Here is an 18199-nt window from a genome sequence, read left to right on the forward strand (position 1 = left end):
GGCTTCGAGCCCCGCACCTCCTCCGGGAGGTGCGGGGCTCGGTCCGTTTCCGCCCCGTTTCCCCCGAGGCCGGAAACCCCGGGGCGCGGGCCGTCGTTCTTTTGTGTGGCAAACCCGGGCATCCCGTACCCCGTGAGTGGGGGAGTCCCGGCTCACGCTTCTTCGGAGCGGCCGCGCACTGTTAGAGTCCGTGGAGTTCCCTTGTAGGCTGCGCGTAGGCTCGCCTGTGCCGTCCGTACGGGAGCACCGAACCGCAAACTCCCCCCATTCAGGACCGACCCTCCCGCCGACGACGCGCGGGAGGCGCAGGAGGCACCGTGCTCAGTGCGTTCGCGCGGGCGTTCCAGACGCCCGACCTGCGCAAGAAGCTGCTGTTCACGCTGGGCATCATGGTGCTGTTCCGGCTGGGCTCGCACATCCCGATCCCCGGAGTCAACTTCGAGGCGGTCAACGTCTGTGTGAGTGACTCCAAGAAGAACGGCCTGTTCGGGCTCGTCAACCTCTTCAGCGGTGGCGCGCTGCTCCAGCTGACGATCTTCGCGCTCGGCATCATGCCGTACATCACGGCCAGCATCATCCTCCAGCTCCTCACCGTGGTGATCCCGCGGCTCGAGGCGCTGAAGAAGGAGGGGCAGGCCGGCACGGCGAAGATCACCCAGTACACCCGCTACCTGACCATCGCGCTCGCCATCCTCCAGGGGACCGGCATCGTCGCGACGGCCTCCAGCGGCGCGCTGTTCTCGGGCTGCCCGGTGGCCAACGAGATCGTGCCGAACACGAGCGTCTTCCGGATCGCCGTCATGGTCATCACGATGACCGCCGGCACCTCGGTCATCATGTGGCTGGGCGAGCTGATCACGGACCGCGGCATCGGCAACGGCATGTCGCTGCTGATCTTCACCTCGATCGCCGCGCAGTTCCCGTCCTCGCTGTGGAACATCAAGCAGTCGGGCACCATCGGCGGCGGCTGGGTCGAGTTCCTGTCGGTCATCGCGGTCGGCGTGATCGTTGTGATGCTCGTCATCTTCGTCGAACAGGCCCAGCGGCGGATTCCGGTGCAGTACGCCAAGCGCATGATCGGGCGTCGGGCGTTCGGCGGGACCTCGACCTACATCCCGCTCAAGGTGAACCAGGCCGGTGTCATCCCGGTCATCTTCGCGTCGTCGCTGCTGTACATCCCGGCCCTGGTGGTCCAGCTGACCAACAGCCAGTCCGGGTGGGCCGTGTGGGTCAGCCGCCACTTCGTCAAGGGCGACCACCCGATCTACATGGCCACGTACTTCCTGCTGATCGTCTTCTTCGCCTTCTTCTACGTCGCCATCTCCTTCAACCCCGAAGAAGTTGCCGACAATATGAAGAAGTATGGTGGGTTCATCCCGGGTATCCGGGCCGGCCGCCCGACGGCCGAGTACCTGAACTACGTGCTCACCCGCATCACGTGGCCGGGTTCGCTCTACCTGGGCCTGATCGCGTTGATCCCGATGATCGCCCTGGTCGCCTTCGGACAGCAGACCAACTTCCCGTTCGGCGGCACCAGCGTGCTCATCGTCGTCGGCGTCGGACTCGAAACTGTGAAGCAGATCGAGAGCCAGCTCCAGCAGCGCAATTACGAAGGGTTCCTCCGCTGATGCGTATCGTCCTCGTTGGTCCTCCCGGGGCCGGGAAGGGTACTCAGGCGCACCTGCTCGCCAAGACCCTGTCCATTCCCCACATCTCCACCGGAGACCTGTTCCGCGCCAACATCGGCCAGGGCACCCCTCTGGGGCTCGAGGCCAAGAGCTACATGGACGCGGGTCGCCTGGTGCCGGACGAGGTCACCATCGGGATGGCGAAGGACCGCATGCTCCAGGAGGACGCCGCCGGCGGCTTCCTGCTCGACGGCTTCCCCCGCAACCTGGGCCAGGCCGAGGCGCTGGACGAGTTCCTCGCCGAGCAGGGCATCAAGCTCGACGGCGTGCTGGACCTGGAGGTCCCCGAGGACGAGGTCGTGCGCCGCATCGCCGGTCGCCGGCTGTGCCGCAACGACGGCGGCCACGTGTACCACGTGGACTACAACCCGCCGAAGGTCGAGGGCGTCTGCGACGAGTGCGGCGGCGAGCTGTACCAGCGCTCGGACGACACCGAGGAGAAGGTGCGCACGCGCCTGGAGGTCTACCACACGGAGACCGAGCCGATCATCGAGTACTACGCCCAGCAGGGCCTGGTGGCGACGATCTCGGCGCTCGGCAAGGTGGACGAGGTCACCTCGCGCGCGATCGAGGCGCTGAAGCAGGACAACTGAGTTTTCCCGGCGTACCCGTACGGCCGCGCTCCCCGCTCGCGGGGCAGCGCGGCCGTACGGCGTCGTACGGTGGTAGGCAGTGGCAAAACGGAACGTGGAAGGCGTGACCAGATGGTGGAGATCAAGACCCCCGAGCAGATCGCGAAGATGCGAGCGGCCGGGCTGGTCGTCGCCGAGGCGCTCAAGGCCTGTCGTGAGGCGGTCGTCCCGGGGGTGACCACCCAGGAGCTCAACGACATCGCGGACAAGGTCATCACGGACCACGGCGCGACGTCGAACTTCCGGGCGCACCACGGCGGTCTGTGGTTCCCGGGCGTGATCTGCGCCTCGGTGAACAACGAGGTCGTGCACGGCATCCCGGGCGAGCGGGTGCTGCAGGAGGGCGACGTCATCTCGATCGACTGCGGTGCCATCCTGGACGGCTGGCACGGCGACTCGGCGATCACCGTGGCGGTCGGCGAGGTCCGCCCCGAGGTCGAGATGCTGAGCCGGGTGACCGAGGGCTCGATGTGGGCCGGCATCGCCCAGATGAAGAAGAACAACCGCCTCGTCGAGGTCTCCAAGGCGATCGAGGGCTACATCCGGCGCCAGCCGCTGCCGCCCAAGGGCAAGTGGGGCATCACCGAGGGCTACGGCGGCCACGGCATCGGCACCGCGATGCACATGGAGCCGCACGTGCTGAACTACGTGGAGCGCGGCCGCGGCAAGGGCCCGAAGCTCGTCCCCGGCACCGTGCTGGCGATCGAGCCGATGGTCTCGCTCGGCACCCCGCACACCGCCGTGCTGGAGGACGACTGGACGGTCGTCACCAACGACGGCACCTGGGCCTCGCACTGGGAGCACTCGGTGGCCGTCACGGAGGAGGGTCCGCTCGTGCTGACCGCCTTCGACGGCGGGAAGGCCGAACTCGCCAAGTTGGGCATCACCGCAGCTCCGGACCCCTTGGCGTAGTCCTGCGGGGGCTCAACTGCCCTGCCTGACAAGGGATCAGAGCCCTGGGGGTTTGGACCTCCAGGGCTTTTGTCCTATTTTTATCGGCTGGCAGAGGCAGTTCGAGTTCGCTAGCGAGCAGGAGAGAGTACGTGCTCAAGGGATTCCGCGACTTCATGATGCGCGGCAACGTGGTCGACATGGCCGTCGGTGTGGTCATCGGTGCCGCGTTCACCGCGGTGGTGACCGGCTTCGTGTCGGCCTTCCTCACCCCGCTGGTCGGTGTGGTGGTCGGTGCGGCCGGCGACTTCAGCTCGTACACGGCGGACATAGCCGGGGTGAAGTTCCCCTACGGCCAGTTCCTGAACGTGCTGATCGCCTTCTTCATGACCGCGGCGGTGCTGTACTTCTGCATCGTGCTGCCGATCACCAAGGCGACCGCGCGCTACATGCCGAAGAAGCCGGCCGCGCCCAAGCGTCCGTGCCCCGAGTGCCTGACCGAGATCCCCCAGGCCGCCCGCCGCTGCTCGGCCTGCACCGCGCACGTCGAGCCGCTGACGGTCCCCACCGGGGTCTGACCGGCCGGTGTGACGGCGGTCGCCTTCCGGGACCCGGTTTTGGTCCACCCGAACCACTGACGTAGGATGGACCGTCGGCTCACTCGTAGCGTGCTTCAGCGCGCCCTCTTTCCCTCGGGGGAGGGGTGAACCCAGGTTCGCACGAGCGTTCCGCATACGGTAGCCGGTCCCGGAAGGTGGATCTCGCAGTTCATGGCTAAGAAGCAAGGCGCCATTGAGATCGAGGGCACCGTGATCGAGTCTCTTCCGAACGCGATGTTCAAGGTCGAGCTGCAGAACGGTCACAAGGTCCTCGCGCACATCAGCGGCAAGATGCGCATGCACTACATCCGCATCCTGCCGGACGACCGGGTCGTCGTGGAGCTCAGCCCCTACGACCTCACGCGCGGCCGGATCGTCTACCGCTACAAGTAAGAACGTCAGATCTAGACCCGGAGAACCTGAACATGAAGGTCAAGCCGAGCGTCAAGAAGATCTGCGACAAGTGCAAGGTGATCCGCCGCCACGGCCGGGTCATGGTGATCTGCGACAACCTGCGCCACAAGCAGCGCCAGGGCTGATCGTCCCCCGCATTTCTCGTAGTACTTCGCGCGACGCGAAAACGTCATAAGCGGGCCATCCGATCCGTCCCATCCGGGGCGGACTGCCGCCCCCGGCGCAGAGGCCGGGGCTCCCTCATCGCGAGATGAAGGAGTAGGTGGCACGCCAGACCTCTGAAAGAACCACAGGAGCCATGAATGGCACGCCTCGCCGGCGTTGATCTCCCCCGTGAGAAGCGGATCGAGATCGCCCTCACCTACGTGTACGGCATCGGCCGTACCCGCGCCCAGCAGACCCTGGCCGAGACCGGTGTCAACCCGGATGTCCGCGTTCGCGACATCACCGAGGAAGACCTCGTCAAGCTGAGCCAGTACATCGACTCCAACTACACGGTCGAGGGTGACCTCCGCCGTGAGGTGGCCGCCGACATCCGCCGCAAGGTCGAGATCGGCTGCTACGAGGGTCTGCGTCACCGCCGCGGCCTGCCGGTCCGCGGTCAGCGCACCCACACCAACGCGCGTACCCGCAAGGGCCCGCGTCGCGCGATCGCCGGTAAGAAGAAGCCGGGCAAGAAGTAGTCCGTCCCGTAACCGGACATCCCTCCGGCCCGCGGGTCAGCGGACCGACCACCTCAGTAGGAGAACAGACTTATGCCCCCCAAGGGTCGTCAGGCTGCCGGCGCGAAGAAGATCCGCCGCAAGGAAAAGAAGAACGTCGCTCACGGCCACGCGCACATCAAGAGCACGTTCAACAACACCATCGTTTCGATCACCGACCCCGCGGGCAACGTGATCTCCTGGGCCTCCGCCGGCCACGTCGGCTTCAAGGGCTCGCGCAAGTCCACCCCGTTCGCCGCGCAGATGGCCGCCGAGGCCGCTGCCCGTCGCGCGCAGGAGCACGGCATGCGCAAGGTTGACGTCTTCGTGAAGGGTCCGGGCTCCGGCCGCGAGACCGCGATCCGCTCGCTCCAGGCCACCGGCCTGGAGGTCGGCTCGATCCAGGACGTCACCCCCACCCCGCACAACGGCTGCCGTCCGCCGAAGCGCCGCCGCGTCTGACGCAGCGCCTTCGGGCACGCGGGTCTTGCTTTAAACCTCGTACGGGCTCCTGTTTTCTGCGGGAGCCCGTACGCTTGGTCCTGTCGGCATCAAATAGTGGGTGCCGAAGACAACTGGAGGATTCACCCCCATGCTTATCGCTCAGCGCCCCTCGCTGACCGAAGAGGTCGTCGACGAGTTCCGCTCGCGGTTCGTGATCGAGCCGCTGGAGCCGGGCTTCGGCTACACCCTCGGCAACTCCCTGCGCCGCACGCTCCTGTCGTCGATCCCGGGTGCCGCTGTCACCAGCATCCGCATCGACGGCGTCCTGCACGAGTTCACCACCGTGCCGGGCGTCAAGGAGGACGTGACCGACCTCATCCTCAACATCAAGCAGCTGGTCGTCTCCTCGGAGCACGACGAGCCGGTCGTGATGTACCTGCGCAAGCAGGGCCCGGGTGTCGTCACCGCCGCCGACATCGCCCCGCCGGCGGGTGTCGAGGTGCACAACCCCGAGCTGGTCCTCGCCACGCTGAACGGCAAGGGCAAGCTGGAGATGGAGCTGACCGTCGAGCGCGGTCGCGGCTACGTCTCCGCCGTCCAGAACAAGGCCTCCGGCCAGGAGATCGGCCGCATCCCGGTCGACTCGATCTACAGCCCCGTGCTGAAGGTCACCTACAAGGTCGAGGCCACCCGTGTCGAGCAGCGGACCGACTTCGACAAGCTCATCGTCGACGTCGAGACCAAGCCCGCCATGCGTCCGCGCGACGCCATGGCCTCGGCCGGCAAGACCCTGGTGGAGCTGTTCGGCCTCGCCCGCGAGCTGAACATCGACGCCGAGGGCATCGACATGGGCCCGTCCCCGACGGACGCCGCCCTGGCCGCCGACCTGGCGCTGCCGATCGAGGAGCTGGAACTCACCGTCCGCTCCTACAACTGCCTCAAGCGCGAGGGCATCCACACCGTGGGTGAGCTCGTCGCCCGCTCCGAGGCCGACCTGCTCGACATCCGCAACTTCGGTGCGAAGTCGATCGACGAGGTCAAGGCGAAGCTGGCCGGCATGGGCCTGGCCCTCAAGGACAGCCCGCCCGGATTCGACCCGACCGCCGCCGCCGACGCCTTCGGCGCCGACGACCTGGACGACGCGGGTTACGCGGAGACCGAGCAGTACTGAGAGACTTGACCGCGGGGGCGGCCCTGAAAAGCCGCCTCCGCCGTCGTGAAAGTCGTGCGGGCACAGTGCCCGTACGCCCGTTGCGGTACCTGGTACGGCCGCAGTCGGAGATTCGAGGAGTAATTCCATGCCGCGTCCCACCAAGGGTGCCCGCCTCGGCGGCGGCCCGCACCACGAGCCGCTGCTGCTCGCCGGTCTGTGCCGGGAGCTGTTCCAGCACGGCCGCATCACCACGACCGAGGCCAAGGCCCGTCGGATGCGCCCGCTGGCGGAGAAGCTGATCACCAAGGCCAAGAAGGGCGACCTGCACAACCGTCGCCTGGTGCGCAAGACCATCACCGACGTGTCGGTCCTGCACACCCTCTTCACCGAGATCGCGCCGCGCTACGAGAACCGCCCGGGTGGTTACACCCGTATCACCAAGATCGGTGGCCGTCGTGGCGACAACGCCCCGATGGCCGTGATCGAGCTGGTCGAGGCGCTGACCGTCGCGCAGACCGCCGTCGGCGAGGCCGAGGGCGCCACCAAGCGCGCCGTCAAGGAGGCCGACGCCAAGGTCGAGGCCACCGAGACCGCCGAGGTCGAGGCTGCCGAGCAGGCCTGACACCGCTAGGTGCAGCACGGGCCCGCTCTCCCATCCGTGGGGGAGCGGGCCCGTTCCTTCTGTCCGGACCTCCTGGACCTCCTGGACCTCCTGGACCATCTGGACCTTCTGGACCTTCTGGAGTGGATTGTGGTCAACGATTGCGCCGAGCAGCCGCCCGTGAAGGACGGCCCGGCCGACGGGTACGTCCGGGTGCGGCTCGACCTCGCCTACCAGGGCGCCGAGTTCTCCGGCTGGGCCCGGCAGAAGGGCGGGCGCCGCACCGTCCAGGAGGAGATCGAGAGCGCGCTGCAGGTCGTCACCCGCAGCCAGGAGCTGTTCCCGCTGACGGTCGCCGGCCGCACCGACGCCGGGGTGCACGCCCGCGGCCAGGTCGCCCACGTCGACCTGCCGGCGGAGCTGTGGGAGGCCCACCGGGAGAAGCTGCTGCGGCGCCTCGCCGGCCGGCTCCCGGGGGACGTGCGGATCTACCGGGTCGGCGAGGCGCCGGCCGGGTTCGACGCCCGCTTCTCGGCGATCTGGCGCCGGTACGCCTACCGCGTCGCCGACCACCCCGGCGGCGTCGACCCGCTGCTGCGCGGGCACGTGCTCTGGCACGACCGGCCGCTGGACGTGGAGAGGATGAACGCCGCCGCGAAGCTGCTGCTCGGCGAGCACGACTTCGCCGCGTACTGCAAGAAGCGCGAGGGCGCCACCACCATCCGCACCCTGCTGGAGCTGCACTGGGACCGTGTCCCGGTGGACACCTACGCCAGTCAGGAGGGCTCGCTGGCCGTCGCCACCGTCCGGGCCGACGCCTTCTGCCACAACATGGTCCGCGCCCTGGTCGGCGCGATGCTGCTGGTCGGCGACGGCCACCGGCCGGTGGAGTTCCCCGGCGAGGTGCTGGCCGGAGGGGTCCGCAACTCCGCCGTCAACGTGATCCGGCCGTACGGGCTGACGCTGGAGGAGGTCGGCTACCCGCCGGACGACCAGCTGGCCGAGCGCAACCGCCAGGCCCGCCGGATGCGCACCCTGCCGGGGCAGCCGGCGCTCCCCGGGGCGGAGTCCCACATCAACCCCTAAATCGGTTTTGGTCCGGCGCGTCGGCTTGGGACAATCGTCCGCATGGGACACGTCGAGATTTCGCACCTTGAGTACCACCTGCCGGACGGGCGGGTGCTGTTCGACGACGCGTCCTTCCGGGTCGGCGAGGGCTCCGCGGTCGCCCTGGTCGGCGCGAACGGGGCGGGCAAGACCACCCTGCTGCGCATGATCGCGGGCGACATCCAGCCGCACGGCGGCTCAGTGACGATCAGCGGCGGGCTCGGCGTGATGCGCCAGTTCGTCGGCACCACCGGCCGCGAGGACCAGCAGAACACCCCGGGCGCGCTGCCGGCCGACGCCTCGGTCCGCGACCTGCTGGTCTCCGTCGCCCCCGAGCGGATCGCCGTCGCCGCCCGCGCGGTGGACGCGGCCGAGCTGGCCATGATCGCCCAGGACGACGAGAAGACGCAGATGGCGTACGCCCAGGCGCTCTCCGACTGGGCCGACGTCGGCGGCTACGACTACGAGACCGACTGGGACGTCTGCACCACCGCGGCCCTCGGCATGCCCTTCGACAAGGCCCAGTGGCGGGGCCTGAACACCCTCTCCGGCGGCGAGCAGAAGCGGCTCGTCCTGGAGGCGCTGCTGCGCGGCCCCGAAGAGGTCCTGCTGCTCGACGAGCCCGACAACTACCTGGACGTGCCGGCCAAGCGCTGGCTGGAGGAGGCGATCAAGGCCACCTCGAAGACCGTCCTGTTCATCTCGCACGACCGCGAGCTGCTGTCGAAGACGGCCGACAAGATCATCTCCGTCGAGTCCGGCGCGGCCGGCAGCAGCGTCTGGGTGCACGGCGGCGGCTTCGACTCCTTCCACGAGGCCCGCAAGGACCGCTTCGCCCGCTTCGAGGAGCTGGGCCGGCGCTGGGACGAGGAGCACGCCAAGCTCAAGAAGCTGGTCGTCACCCTGCGCCAGGCCGCGGCCGTCAGCCACGCCCTCGCGACCCGCTACGCCGCCGCCCAGACCCGCCTCAAGAAGTTCGAGGAGGCCGGGCGGCCGGAGGAGCCCCCGCGCGAGCAGAGCATCACCATGCGGCTCAAGGGCGGGCGCACCGGCGTACGGGCCTTCACCCTGGAGCAACTGGAGCTCACCGGCCTGATGCGGCCCTTCGACCTGGAGGTCTTCTACGGCGAGCGGGTCGCCGTGCTGGGCGCCAACGGCGCCGGCAAGTCGCACCTGCTGCGGCTGCTGGCCGGGGACGAGACGGTGGCGCACGGCGGGAACTGGAAGCTCGGCGCCCGCGTCGTCCCCGGGCACTTCCGGCAGACCCACGCGCACCCGGAGCTGTTCGGCCGGACGGTCCGCTCGATCATCGAGGAGGAGCACGCGCTCAGCCGCAGCGCCGCGATGGGCGCGCTGCGCCGGTACGAGCTGGACCGGCAGGAGGAGCAGAAGTTCGAGTCGCTCTCCGGCGGTCAGCAGGCCCGGCTGATGATCCTCAAGCTCGAACTCGACGGCGTGACGGCCCTGTTGCTCGACGAGCCGACCGACAACCTGGACCTGGAGAGCGCCGAGGCGCTGCAGACCGGTCTGGAGGCCTTCGAGGGCACCGTGCTGTGCGTCACCCACGACCGGTGGTTCGCGAAGACCTTCGACCGCTACCTGGTCTTCGGGGCCGACGGGAAGGTGTTCGAGTCCACCGAACCGGTCTGGGACGTCACCCGGGTCGAGCGCGAACGCTGAGTGACGAAGGGGGGTCGGTCCGGGGATTTTTGACCCACTCCGGCCCACCCGGTAATCTGGACGCTTGATGTGCGTATTGGCTCGCTCTATCTCACGTGAGAGGTCGGTACGCCGGAGACATCAGGTCGACGACCAGCGGTCCCCCTTGAATTGCGTCCAAGGGTGATCAGGCTGCTCTTCCGTCCGGGTGCTCCTGTCAGGACTCACTCACTGAAAAGCGAAGGCTACGACCGTGCGTACGTACAGCCCCAAGCCCGGCGACGTCCAGCGTCAGTGGCACGTCATCGACGCGAACGACGTCGTGCTCGGCCGCCTGGCCTCCCAGGCCGCCAACCTCCTCCGGGGTAAGCACAAGGCGATCTACGCGCCGCACGTTGACACTGGTGACTTCGTCATCATCATCAACGCCGACAAGGTGCACCTGTCCGGTAACAAGAAGACCCAGAAGCTGGCCTACCGCCACTCTGGCTTCCCGGGCGGTCTGCGGTCGGTGCGCTACGACGACCTGCTGGCGAACAACCCGGAGAAGGCCGTCGAGAAGGCCATCAAGGGCATGATCCCCAAGAACAGCCTGGGCCGTCAGATGCTCTCGAAGCTGAAGGTCTACTCGGGCGACCAGCACCCCCACGCTGCCCAGCAGCCGGTGCCGTTCGAGATCACCCAGGTCGCGCAGTAATTCGGCCACCAAGCCCCCCAACACTGAAAAGAGCTGAGGAACATCGTGGCCGAGACCACTGAAACCCTTGAGGTCGACTTCGACGAGGCCGTCGAGGCCGTCGAGGGCGAGTACACCTCCGAGGAGAGCTACACCTCCGAGTCGCTGGCCGGTCGCTTCGGCGAGGCCACCCCGGGCGCCGGCCTCGGCCGTCGCAAGGAGGCGATCGCCCGCGTGCGCATCGTCCCCGGCACCGGCGTGTGGAAGATCAACGGCCGCACCCTCGAGGGCTACTTCCCCAACAAGGTGCACCAGCAGACCGTGAACGAGCCCTTCAAGCTCCTTGAGCTTGACGGCCGTTACGACGTCGTCGCCCGCATCAGCGGTGGCGGCGTCTCCGGCCAGGCCTACGCGCTGCGCCTCGGCGTCGCCCGTGCCCTGAACGAGGCCGACGTGGACAACAACCGCGCCGCCCTCAAGAAGGCCGGCTTCCTGACCCGTGACGCCCGCGCCGTCGAGCGCAAGAAGGCCGGTCTCAAGAAGGCCCGCAAGGCGCCGCAGTACAGCAAGCGCTAATCGCGACCCCCGGGGGGTGCGTACCGCCCTGGTGGTCGCACCCCCTGGATGCGCGAAACCGTCGCCCCGGAGTACCCCGCGTACTCCGGGGCGACGTGTTCCCCGGCTATCGTGCGGCGGCCGGGTCAACGATCGGGTTCCGAGCATGGTGATGGAGGACGGCACAGTGGGACGACTCTTCGGTACGGACGGCGTTCGCGGCGTGGCCAACGAGGGCCTGACGGCCGAGCTGGCGCTCGGGCTGTCGGTCGCGGCCGCGCACGTGCTCGGCGAGGCCGGCGCCTTCGACGGCCACCGGCCGGTCGCGGTGGTCGGTCGCGATCCGCGTGCCTCGGGGGAGTTCCTGGAAGCCGCCGTCATCGCCGGCCTGGCGAGCGCCGGCGTCGACGTCCTGCGGGTCGGCGTGCTGCCCACCCCGGCCGTGGCGTACCTCACCGGCGCGCTCGGCGCCGACTTCGGCGTGATGCTCTCCGCCAGCCACAACGCCATGCCGGACAACGGCATCAAGTTCCTCGCCCGCGGCGGCCACAAGCTGGACGACCGCATCGAGGACGCCATCGAGGCGCACTACAGCAAGCACACCACCGGCGGCGAGGACTGGAACCGCCCGACCGGTGCGGCCGTCGGCCGGGTGCGCGAGTACACCGAGGGCTTCGACAAGTACGTCGCCCACCTGATCGGCGTGCTGCCCAACCGCCTGGACGGCATCAAGGTCGTCATCGACGGCGCCCACGGCGCCGCCGCGTACGTCGCCCCCGAGGCCTTCGCCCGGGCCGGCGCCGAGGTCGTCCACACCCTGGGCGCCGAGCCCACCGGCCTCAACATCAACGACGGCGTCGGCTCCACCCACCTGGACCGGCTGCGCGCCGCCATGAAGGAGCACCGGGCCGACCTCGGCATCGCCCTCGACGGCGACGCCGACCGCTGCCTGGCCGCCGACGCCGACGGCAACGAGGTGGACGGCGACCAGATCATCGCCATCCTCGCCGTCGCCATGAAGGAGGCCGCCACCCTGCGGCGCAACACCGTCGTGGCCACCGTCATGTCCAACCTCGGCTTCAAGCTGGCGATGCGCCGCGAGGGCGTCGAGCTGGTCGAGACGGCCGTCGGCGACCGGTACGTGCTGGAGTCGATGAAGGAGCACGGCTTCGCGCTCGGCGGCGAGCAGTCCGGCCACGTCATCCTGCTGGACCACGCGACCACCGGCGACGGCACGCTGACCGGCCTGATGCTCGGCGCCCGCCTGGCCGCCACCAAGCAGCCGCTGGCCGACCTGGCCGCCGTGATGACCCGGCTGCCGCAGGTGCTGATCAACGTCAAGGGCGTCGACAAGTCCCGGGTGAGGACCAGCGAGGAGCTGGCCGCCGCCGTCGCCTCCGCCGAGGCGGAGCTGGGCGACACCGGCCGGGTGCTGCTGCGCTCCTCCGGCACCGAGCCGCTGGTGCGGGTCATGGTCGAGGCCGCGGACGCCGCGCAGGCGGAGACCGTCGCGCAGGCGCTCGCCGAGGCCGTGCGGACGCACCTGGGCTGAGCCCCCGTACGTACGCCGAAGGGCCCCCGCTCCGTGCGGGGGCCCTTCGGCGTACGGTGCTCAGTGCTCAGAGCTTGCGCAGCAGCGCCCGGCGGACCTTGTGGTCCGCGCCCTTCTGCAGGATCAGCGTGGCCCGGCCGCGGGTCGGCAGGACGTTCTCCAGCAGGTTGGGCTTGTTGATGGTGCGCCAGACCTGGCGGCCGTACTCCATCGCCTCCTCCTCCGGCACCTCGGTGAAGCGGCGGAAGTAGGAGTTCGGGTCCTGGAAGGCCGTCCGGCGCAGCTTGCGGAAGCGGTCCAGGTACCAGTGCTCGATGTCGTCGGTGCGGGCGTCCACGTAGATCGAGAAGTCGAAGTAGTCGGCCACCGCGAGGCGGGTGCGCCCGTCCGTGCCGGGCAGGGCCGGCTGGAGGACGTTGAGGCCCTCGACGATCAGAATGTCCGGGCGCTCCACCGTCAGGCGCTGGTCCGGCACGATGTCGTACACCAGGTGCGAGTACACCGGCGCGGTGACGCGGTCCTTGCCCGCCTTCACGTCCGCGACGAAGCGCATCAGCGCCCGGCGGTCGTACGACTCGGGGAAGCCCTTGCGGGCCATCAGGCCGCGGCGGCGCAGCTCGGCGTTGGGCAGCAGGAAGCCGTCCGTGGTGACCAGCTCGACCCGGGGGTGCTCGGGCCAGCGGGCCAGCAGGGCCTGGAGGAGGCGGGCGGTGGTGGACTTGCCGACCGCGACGGAGCCGGCCACGCCGATGATGAACGGCGTCCGGGTGCGCTCGGTGTCCGGGGTGTCCAGGAAGGTGCCCAGGGCGCCGCGCAGGTCGTGGGTGGCGTGGATGTACAGGTTCAGCAGCCGGGACAGCGGCAGGTAGACGTCGCGGACCTCGTCCAGGTCGAGGGCGGTGCCGAGGCCACGGAGCCGTTCCACCTCCTCGGCGGTCAGCGGCAGCGGCGTACGCTCGCGCAGCGCGCTCCACTCGGCCCGGCTGAGGTCCACGTAGGGGGACGGGGACGGGCCGGGCGTGGCGGCGCCCCGCGTACAGAGTTCGGTCAGCACATGCTCCATTGTGAGCCGTAGCGCCGTTCACAGTGGCTGTGGTGTCGGTCACCCAGCGTTCCGGAGCGCCGGGAAAAGCGGCGCGAAACCGCCCTTATGCTGGCACGCATGTGCGGAATTGTTGGATACGTGGGCGCGCAGTCCGCCCTCGACGTCGTCATCGCAGGCTTGCAGCGACTGGAGTACCGAGGCTACGACTCGGCCGGTGTCGCGGTACAGGCGCAGGACCCCGACGGGCAGTGGGGTCTGGTCACCGACAAGCGGGCGGGCAAGCTCGCGAACCTGGAGAAGTCCCTCGCCGAGACCCCTCTTCCCGGCGGAACCACCGGCATCGGCCACACCCGTTGGGCCACCCACGGCGGCCCGACCGATGCCAACGCCCACCCCCACCTCGACGACCACCTCAAGGTCGCCGTGGTGCACAACGGCATCATCGAGAACTTCGCCCAGCTGCGCGCGGAGATCGCCGAGCGCGGCCACACCCTGCGCTCGGAGACCGACACCGAGGTCGTCGCCCACCTGCTCGGCGAGGCCTACGAGGGCGACCTCGCCGAGGCCATGCGGGTGGTCTGCCGCCGGCTGGACGGCGCCTTCACCCTCGTCGCCGTCCACGCGGACGCGCCCGGCGTCGTCGTCGGCGCCCGCCGCAACTCGCCGCTGGTGGTCGGGCGCGGTGAGGGCGAGAACTTCCTCGCCTCCGACGTCGCCGCGTTCATCGCGCACACCCGTGAGGCGATCGAGCTGGGCCAGGACCAGGTCGTCGAGCTGCGCGGCGAGGGGGTGACCGTCACCAACTTCGACGGCACGCCGGCCGAGGTGCGCGAGTACCACGTCGACTGGGACGCCTCCGCCGCCGAGAAGGGCGGCTACGACTACTTCATGCTCAAGGAGATCGCCGAGCAGCCGAAGGCCGTCGCCGACACCCTCCTCGGCCGGATCGGCACGGACGGGCGGCTCACCCTCGACGAGCTGCGCATCTCCGACGCCGAGCTGCGGTCGGTGGACAAGGTCGTCATCGTCGCCTGCGGCACGGCCTTCCACGCGGGCATGATCGCCAAGTACGCGATCGAGCACTGGACCCGCATCCCCTGCGAGGTCGAGGTCGCCTCGGAGTTCCGCTACCGCGACCCGATCATGGGCCCGGGCACGCTGGTCATCGCCATCTCGCAGTCCGGCGAGACCATGGACACCCTGATGGCGCTGCGGCACGCGCGCGAGCAGGGCGCCAAGGTGCTGGCGATCTGCAACACCAACGGCTCGACGATCCCGCGCGAGTCGGACGCGGTGCTGTACACCCACGCCGGGCCGGAGGTCGCGGTCGCGTCCACCAAGGCGTTCCTCACCCAGCTGGTGGCCTGCTACCTGGTCGCCCTGTACCTGGGGCAGGTGCGCGGCACCAAGTGGGGCGACGAGATCTTCGCGGTGATCCGCGAGCTCGGCGACGCGCCGAAGCAGGTCGAGCAGGTGCTGGAGACCATGGAGCCGGTGCGCGAGCTGGCCCGCTCCCTGGCCGACGCGCGCTCGGTGCTCTTCCTCGGCCGGCACGTCGGCTTCCCGGTGGCCCTGGAGGGCGCGCTCAAGCTCAAGGAGCTCGCCTACATGCACGCCGAGGGCTTCGCGGCGGGCGAGCTCAAGCACGGCCCGATCGCCCTCATCGAGGAGGGGCTGCCGGTCGTGGTGGTCGTGCCCTCGCCGCGCGGGCGGTCGATCCTGCACGACAAGATCGTCTCCAACATCCAGGAGATCCGCGCCCGGGGCGCCCGCACGATCGTGATCGCCGAGGAGGGCGACGAGGCCGTCGTCCCGTACGCCGACCACCTGATCCGCATCCCGGTCACCCCGACGCTGCTGCAGCCGCTGGTCTCCACGGTGCCGCTGCAGGTGTTCGCGTGTGAGCTGGCCACGGCCAAGGGGCACGAGGTCGACCAGCCGCGCAACCTGGCGAAGTCGGTCACCGTCGAGTAGTTCCGGCCCGGCGCCCCTGCCTCAGCGCAGGGGCGCCGTGTCGAGCGTGAAGGAGAACGGGGTGGGCAGGTCGATCGGCTTGCCGAAATCGGTCTGGGTTTGCGCCCTGTAGTCACCGTTCTCAGGTTCGGTGAACAGCGTGACCCTGCCCTGGCTGCGGTCGATGAGCAGGTAGCACGGGATGCCAGCAGCGGCATAGCCACGACGCTTCGGTTCGCGGTCCTTGTGCGGGTTGGTCGAGGTGATCTCGAACACGAGAAGGACGCCTGCCGCCGGTGCCCAGGATTCCAGGTGGTCGAAGTGGTCGTCCGGCACCACCGTGCCATCGGGGATGAACCGGCCGCCGGGAGTGATCAGGCCCTTGTTGCCTGCGATGTCCAATTCGATCGCGGCATTCCGAAAGAACTGCTTGGCGATCTTCGAGAACGCGCCTTCGTGCGGCCCGTCCGGCGGCGGCGTCACGACGATCTCCCCTTCGATGAGTTCAGCCTTGAAGCCCGGTGGTGTGTCCAGCTCCAGAAACGCCTGGAGGACGCTCTCCTGGCCCAGGGGACGCTCGACTGCCGGCATGGCGACCATGGCCCTTCTCCCTCCTGCTGGTCCGTGCCGAGCCACAAGGTAGGCATACGGACCGGTGCCGGTGGGGGATCGAAGTGGTTGTCACTCGAAAGTGTGCCGCAGCCGGGGCTTCGGCGGGCGTAGCGTCGGCGGGAGCCGACCGCTGAAGGAGCTTTCCCCATGCGTCATGCACACCCTGTGGAAACCGTTCGGGCCGCCGAGGCGGAGCTGATGGCGCGGCTGCCGGAGGGGGCGCTGATGCAGCGGGCGGCGGCGGGGTTGGCGGCGACGTGTGCGCGGCTGTTGAAGGGGCGGCGGGGGAGGGTGTACGGCGGGCGGGTGACGGTGCTGGCCGGCAGTGGGGACAACGGGGGTGACGCGCTGTACGCCGGGGCGGCGCTGGCGCGGCGCGGGGCGCGGGTGACGGCGGTGCTGCTGGCGCCCGGGAAGGCGCACGCGGGTGGGCTGGCGGCGCTGCGGGCGGCCGGGGGCCGGGTGACGGTGGAGCAGGAAGTCGGCCTGGCCGACTTCTCGCGCGCGGACCTGGTGCTGGACGGGATCATCGGCATCGGTGGCCGGGGCGGGCTGCGCCCCGCGGCCGTCCCGTACGCCGAGGCGCGGCGGCGCGGGGTGGTGGTGGCGGTGGACCTGCCCAGCGGGGTGGACGCGGACACCGGGGAGGCGCCGGGGGCGGTGCTGCGGGCGGACGTCACGGTCTGCTTCGGCACGTACAAGCCCGGGCTGCTCGTCGACCCGGGGGCCTCGTACGCGGGCGCGGTGCAGCTGGTGGACATCGGGCTGACGCTGCCGCATGCGGAGCTGACGGCCCTGCAGCACGCGGACGTGGCGGCCCTGCTGCCGCTGCCGCTGCCGGGCGCGGAGAGCGACAAGTACCGGCGCGGCGTGGTCGGAGTGGCGGCCGGCTCGGTGACGTACCCCGGGGCGGCGCTGCTGGCCGTCGCCGGGGCGCTGCGCGGCGGCGCGGGCGCCGTACGGTACGTCGGCACGGCGGCCGAGGAGGTGGTGCGGCGCTTCCCCGAGGCGCTGGTGACGGAGGGCGGGCCCGCCGGGGCCGGGCGGGTGCAGGCCTGGGTGGTCGGGCCGGGCGGCGGCGAGGGCGCCCGGCAGGCCCTGGCCGAGGCGCTGGCGAGCGACGTCCCGGTGCTGGTCGACGCGGACGGGCTGACGGAACTGGGCCGCCTCGGCCCCGCCGCGCTGGCCGGCCGCACCGCGCCCACCCTGCTCACCCCGCACACCGGCGAGGCGGCCCGGCTGCTCGCCGGCGCGGAGGGCACCGCCCCGCCCGCCGCCGCCGACCTGGCCGCCACCCGGCTGGCCACCGCGCGGCGCCTCGCGGCGGCGTACCGGGCGACGGTGCTGCTCAAGGGCTCCACCACCGTGATCGCCGACCCGGGCGGCGCCGTCCGGGTGAACCCCACCGGCACCTCCTGGCTCGCCACCGCCGGCAGCGGCGACGTCCTGGCGGGCCTCGCCGGCTCCCTCCTCGCCGCCGGACTCCCACCCCTGGACGCCGCCTCGGCGGCCGCCTACCTCCACGGCCTCGCCGGCCGCGAGGCCGCGGGAAGCCCGGGCGCCCCGGTGACGGCGATGGCGGTGGCGCAGGCCCTGCCCGCGGCCTGGCGCGCGGCGCGCGGGGCGTAGGGGAGGAGGCCGGACGACGGCCGAGCGCGTCCGCCGCGAGGGCGCCGGTGCCCCGGGCGCCTGGGGGAGGGGGCAGCGGGGCGGGGTGGTGGGGGAGTGTGTCGGCCTGCGCCGCCTTCGGGTCGGGCCGTGTGGTGTCTCGTGGAGCGCTGGTCGGCCGTGCGGGTGGAGAGGTGGGCCGTGCCCTTCGCCCGCTCGCGCGAGCGGGATGTGAGGGCGGGCCCGCGGGGCGCTCGCGGGGGCAACTCGGGCGGGCGGCGGCAGCCTGCGCCGGGCACCGCACGGGCG

The 18199-nt window shown here is 70.3% G+C and carries 19 protein-coding genes; 17 read left to right on the forward strand and 2 right to left on the reverse strand.

Annotated elements, in window-relative coordinates:
• Positions 1-317 precede the first annotated feature (317 nt).
• From secY to glmM, 15 genes are all read left to right on the forward strand, one after another.
• The gene (secY, locus tag ACIRRS_RS15370) at positions 318-1628 is read left to right on the forward strand and encodes a preprotein translocase subunit SecY (protein ID WP_402970269.1); all 1311 of its coding nucleotides are present in this window, start codon (positions 318-320) and stop codon (positions 1626-1628) included.
• A complete protein-coding gene (locus ACIRRS_RS15375) occupies positions 1628-2281 on the forward strand; it encodes an adenylate kinase (RefSeq protein WP_402970272.1) in 654 nt (217 codons plus the stop codon). The genes secY and ACIRRS_RS15375 overlap by 1 nt, the downstream gene beginning before the upstream one ends.
• Before the next feature lie 111 nt (positions 2282-2392).
• The gene (gene map / locus ACIRRS_RS15380) at positions 2393-3232 is read left to right on the forward strand and encodes a type I methionyl aminopeptidase (protein ID WP_402970275.1); all 840 of its coding nucleotides are present in this window, start codon (positions 2393-2395) and stop codon (positions 3230-3232) included.
• Positions 3233-3363: 131 nt separating this feature from the next.
• The gene (gene mscL, locus ACIRRS_RS15385) at positions 3364-3789 is read left to right on the forward strand and encodes a large conductance mechanosensitive channel protein MscL (protein WP_402970278.1); all 426 of its coding nucleotides are present in this window, start codon (positions 3364-3366) and stop codon (positions 3787-3789) included.
• Between the two features lie 192 nt (positions 3790-3981).
• Positions 3982-4203: a translation initiation factor IF-1 gene (gene infA, locus ACIRRS_RS15390; protein WP_003956442.1), complete on the forward strand. Its 222-nt coding sequence runs from the start codon at positions 3982-3984 to the stop codon at positions 4201-4203.
• Positions 4204-4235: 32 nt separating this feature from the next.
• Entirely contained in the window at positions 4236-4349 is a 114-nt protein-coding gene (rpmJ, locus tag ACIRRS_RS15395) for a 50S ribosomal protein L36 (RefSeq protein ID WP_003956441.1), read from the forward strand.
• Between the two features lie 177 nt (positions 4350-4526).
• Positions 4527-4907 (forward strand): 30S ribosomal protein S13, encoded by a 381-nt coding sequence (rpsM, locus tag ACIRRS_RS15400; protein ID WP_189916072.1) that lies wholly within the window; start codon positions 4527-4529, stop codon positions 4905-4907.
• Positions 4908-4979: 72 nt separating this feature from the next.
• Positions 4980-5387, forward strand: coding sequence for a 30S ribosomal protein S11 (gene rpsK / locus ACIRRS_RS15405; protein ID WP_030232513.1), 408 nt, complete (start codon positions 4980-4982; stop codon positions 5385-5387).
• Between the two features lie 130 nt (positions 5388-5517).
• The gene (locus tag ACIRRS_RS15410) at positions 5518-6540 is read left to right on the forward strand and encodes a DNA-directed RNA polymerase subunit alpha (RefSeq protein WP_030055844.1); all 1023 of its coding nucleotides are present in this window, start codon (positions 5518-5520) and stop codon (positions 6538-6540) included.
• A gap of 127 nt (positions 6541-6667) precedes the next feature.
• Entirely contained in the window at positions 6668-7144 is a 477-nt protein-coding gene (gene rplQ / locus ACIRRS_RS15415; RefSeq protein ID WP_402970282.1) for a 50S ribosomal protein L17, read from the forward strand.
• 129 nt (positions 7145-7273) lie between these two features.
• On the forward strand, positions 7274-8209 hold the full coding sequence (truA, locus tag ACIRRS_RS15420) for a tRNA pseudouridine(38-40) synthase TruA (RefSeq protein ID WP_402970285.1): 936 nt from the start codon (positions 7274-7276) through the stop codon (positions 8207-8209).
• A 42-nt stretch (positions 8210-8251) separates the two neighbouring features.
• Complete coding sequence (locus ACIRRS_RS15425) at positions 8252-9910, forward strand: ABC-F family ATP-binding cassette domain-containing protein (protein ID WP_402970288.1); 1659 nt, start codon at positions 8252-8254, stop codon at positions 9908-9910.
• Between the two features lie 232 nt (positions 9911-10142).
• Positions 10143-10586: a 50S ribosomal protein L13 gene (rplM, locus tag ACIRRS_RS15430; protein WP_063348980.1), complete on the forward strand. Its 444-nt coding sequence runs from the start codon at positions 10143-10145 to the stop codon at positions 10584-10586.
• A gap of 45 nt (positions 10587-10631) precedes the next feature.
• Positions 10632-11141 (forward strand): 30S ribosomal protein S9, encoded by a 510-nt coding sequence (gene rpsI, locus ACIRRS_RS15435; protein WP_396282741.1) that lies wholly within the window; start codon positions 10632-10634, stop codon positions 11139-11141.
• A gap of 166 nt (positions 11142-11307) precedes the next feature.
• Complete coding sequence (gene glmM, locus ACIRRS_RS15440; protein ID WP_402970293.1) at positions 11308-12672, forward strand: phosphoglucosamine mutase; 1365 nt, start codon at positions 11308-11310, stop codon at positions 12670-12672.
• Positions 12673-12739: 67 nt separating this feature from the next.
• Here the strand turns inward: glmM and coaA are convergent, their stop codons facing one another.
• Positions 12740-13735 carry a type I pantothenate kinase gene (gene coaA / locus ACIRRS_RS15445; RefSeq protein ID WP_402970296.1) on the reverse strand — a complete coding sequence of 332 codons (996 nt, stop codon included), beginning with the start codon at positions 13733-13735 and terminating at the stop codon, positions 12740-12742.
• A gap of 99 nt (positions 13736-13834) precedes the next feature.
• On the opposite strand from coaA, the gene glmS reads away from it, so the two are divergent.
• Positions 13835-15691 (forward strand): glutamine--fructose-6-phosphate transaminase (isomerizing), encoded by a 1857-nt coding sequence (gene glmS, locus ACIRRS_RS15450; RefSeq protein WP_402970298.1) that lies wholly within the window; start codon positions 13835-13837, stop codon positions 15689-15691.
• Between the two features lie 21 nt (positions 15692-15712).
• On the opposite strand, the gene ACIRRS_RS15455 is transcribed toward glmS, so the two are convergent.
• Entirely contained in the window at positions 15713-16270 is a 558-nt protein-coding gene (locus ACIRRS_RS15455) for a Uma2 family endonuclease (RefSeq protein ID WP_402970300.1), read from the reverse strand.
• A 159-nt stretch (positions 16271-16429) separates the two neighbouring features.
• Between ACIRRS_RS15455 and ACIRRS_RS15460 the strand changes: the two genes are divergently transcribed.
• Positions 16430-17911, forward strand: a complete 1482-nt coding sequence (locus ACIRRS_RS15460) for an NAD(P)H-hydrate dehydratase (RefSeq protein WP_402970302.1) — start codon at positions 16430-16432, stop codon at positions 17909-17911.
• The last annotated feature ends 288 nt before the right edge of the window (positions 17912-18199 follow it).

It is taken from the genome of Kitasatospora sp. NPDC101183 (assembly GCF_044767945.1).
In the GTDB taxonomy this organism is placed as follows: Bacteria; Actinomycetota; Actinomycetes; order Streptomycetales; family Streptomycetaceae; genus Kitasatospora.

What these genes read in the sequence shown, in the direction of transcription:
- map (WP_402970275.1), top strand. Translation starts at nt 2,393, where the DNA reads ATGGTGGAGATCAAGACCCCCGAGCAGATCGCGAAGATGCGAGCGGCC.
- ACIRRS_RS15455 (WP_402970300.1), bottom strand. Translation starts at nt 16,270, where the DNA reads ATGGTCGCCATGCCGGCAGTCGAGCGTCCCCTGGGCCAGGAGAGCGTC.
- glmS (WP_402970298.1), top strand. Translation starts at nt 13,835, where the DNA reads ATGTGCGGAATTGTTGGATACGTGGGCGCGCAGTCCGCCCTCGACGTC.
- infA (WP_003956442.1), top strand. Translation starts at nt 3,982, where the DNA reads ATGGCTAAGAAGCAAGGCGCCATTGAGATCGAGGGCACCGTGATCGAG.
- rpsM (WP_189916072.1), top strand. Translation starts at nt 4,527, where the DNA reads ATGGCACGCCTCGCCGGCGTTGATCTCCCCCGTGAGAAGCGGATCGAG.
- ACIRRS_RS15410 (WP_030055844.1), top strand. Translation starts at nt 5,518, where the DNA reads ATGCTTATCGCTCAGCGCCCCTCGCTGACCGAAGAGGTCGTCGACGAG.
- ACIRRS_RS15375 (WP_402970272.1), top strand. Translation starts at nt 1,628, where the DNA reads ATGCGTATCGTCCTCGTTGGTCCTCCCGGGGCCGGGAAGGGTACTCAG.
- rpsK (WP_030232513.1), top strand. Translation starts at nt 4,980, where the DNA reads ATGCCCCCCAAGGGTCGTCAGGCTGCCGGCGCGAAGAAGATCCGCCGC.
- ACIRRS_RS15425 (WP_402970288.1), top strand. Translation starts at nt 8,252, where the DNA reads ATGGGACACGTCGAGATTTCGCACCTTGAGTACCACCTGCCGGACGGG.
- rpmJ (WP_003956441.1), top strand. Translation starts at nt 4,236, where the DNA reads ATGAAGGTCAAGCCGAGCGTCAAGAAGATCTGCGACAAGTGCAAGGTG.
- rplQ (WP_402970282.1), top strand. Translation starts at nt 6,668, where the DNA reads ATGCCGCGTCCCACCAAGGGTGCCCGCCTCGGCGGCGGCCCGCACCAC.
- coaA (WP_402970296.1), bottom strand. Translation starts at nt 13,735, where the DNA reads ATGGAGCATGTGCTGACCGAACTCTGTACGCGGGGCGCCGCCACGCCC.
- ACIRRS_RS15460 (WP_402970302.1), top strand. Translation starts at nt 16,430, where the DNA reads ATGCGTCATGCACACCCTGTGGAAACCGTTCGGGCCGCCGAGGCGGAG.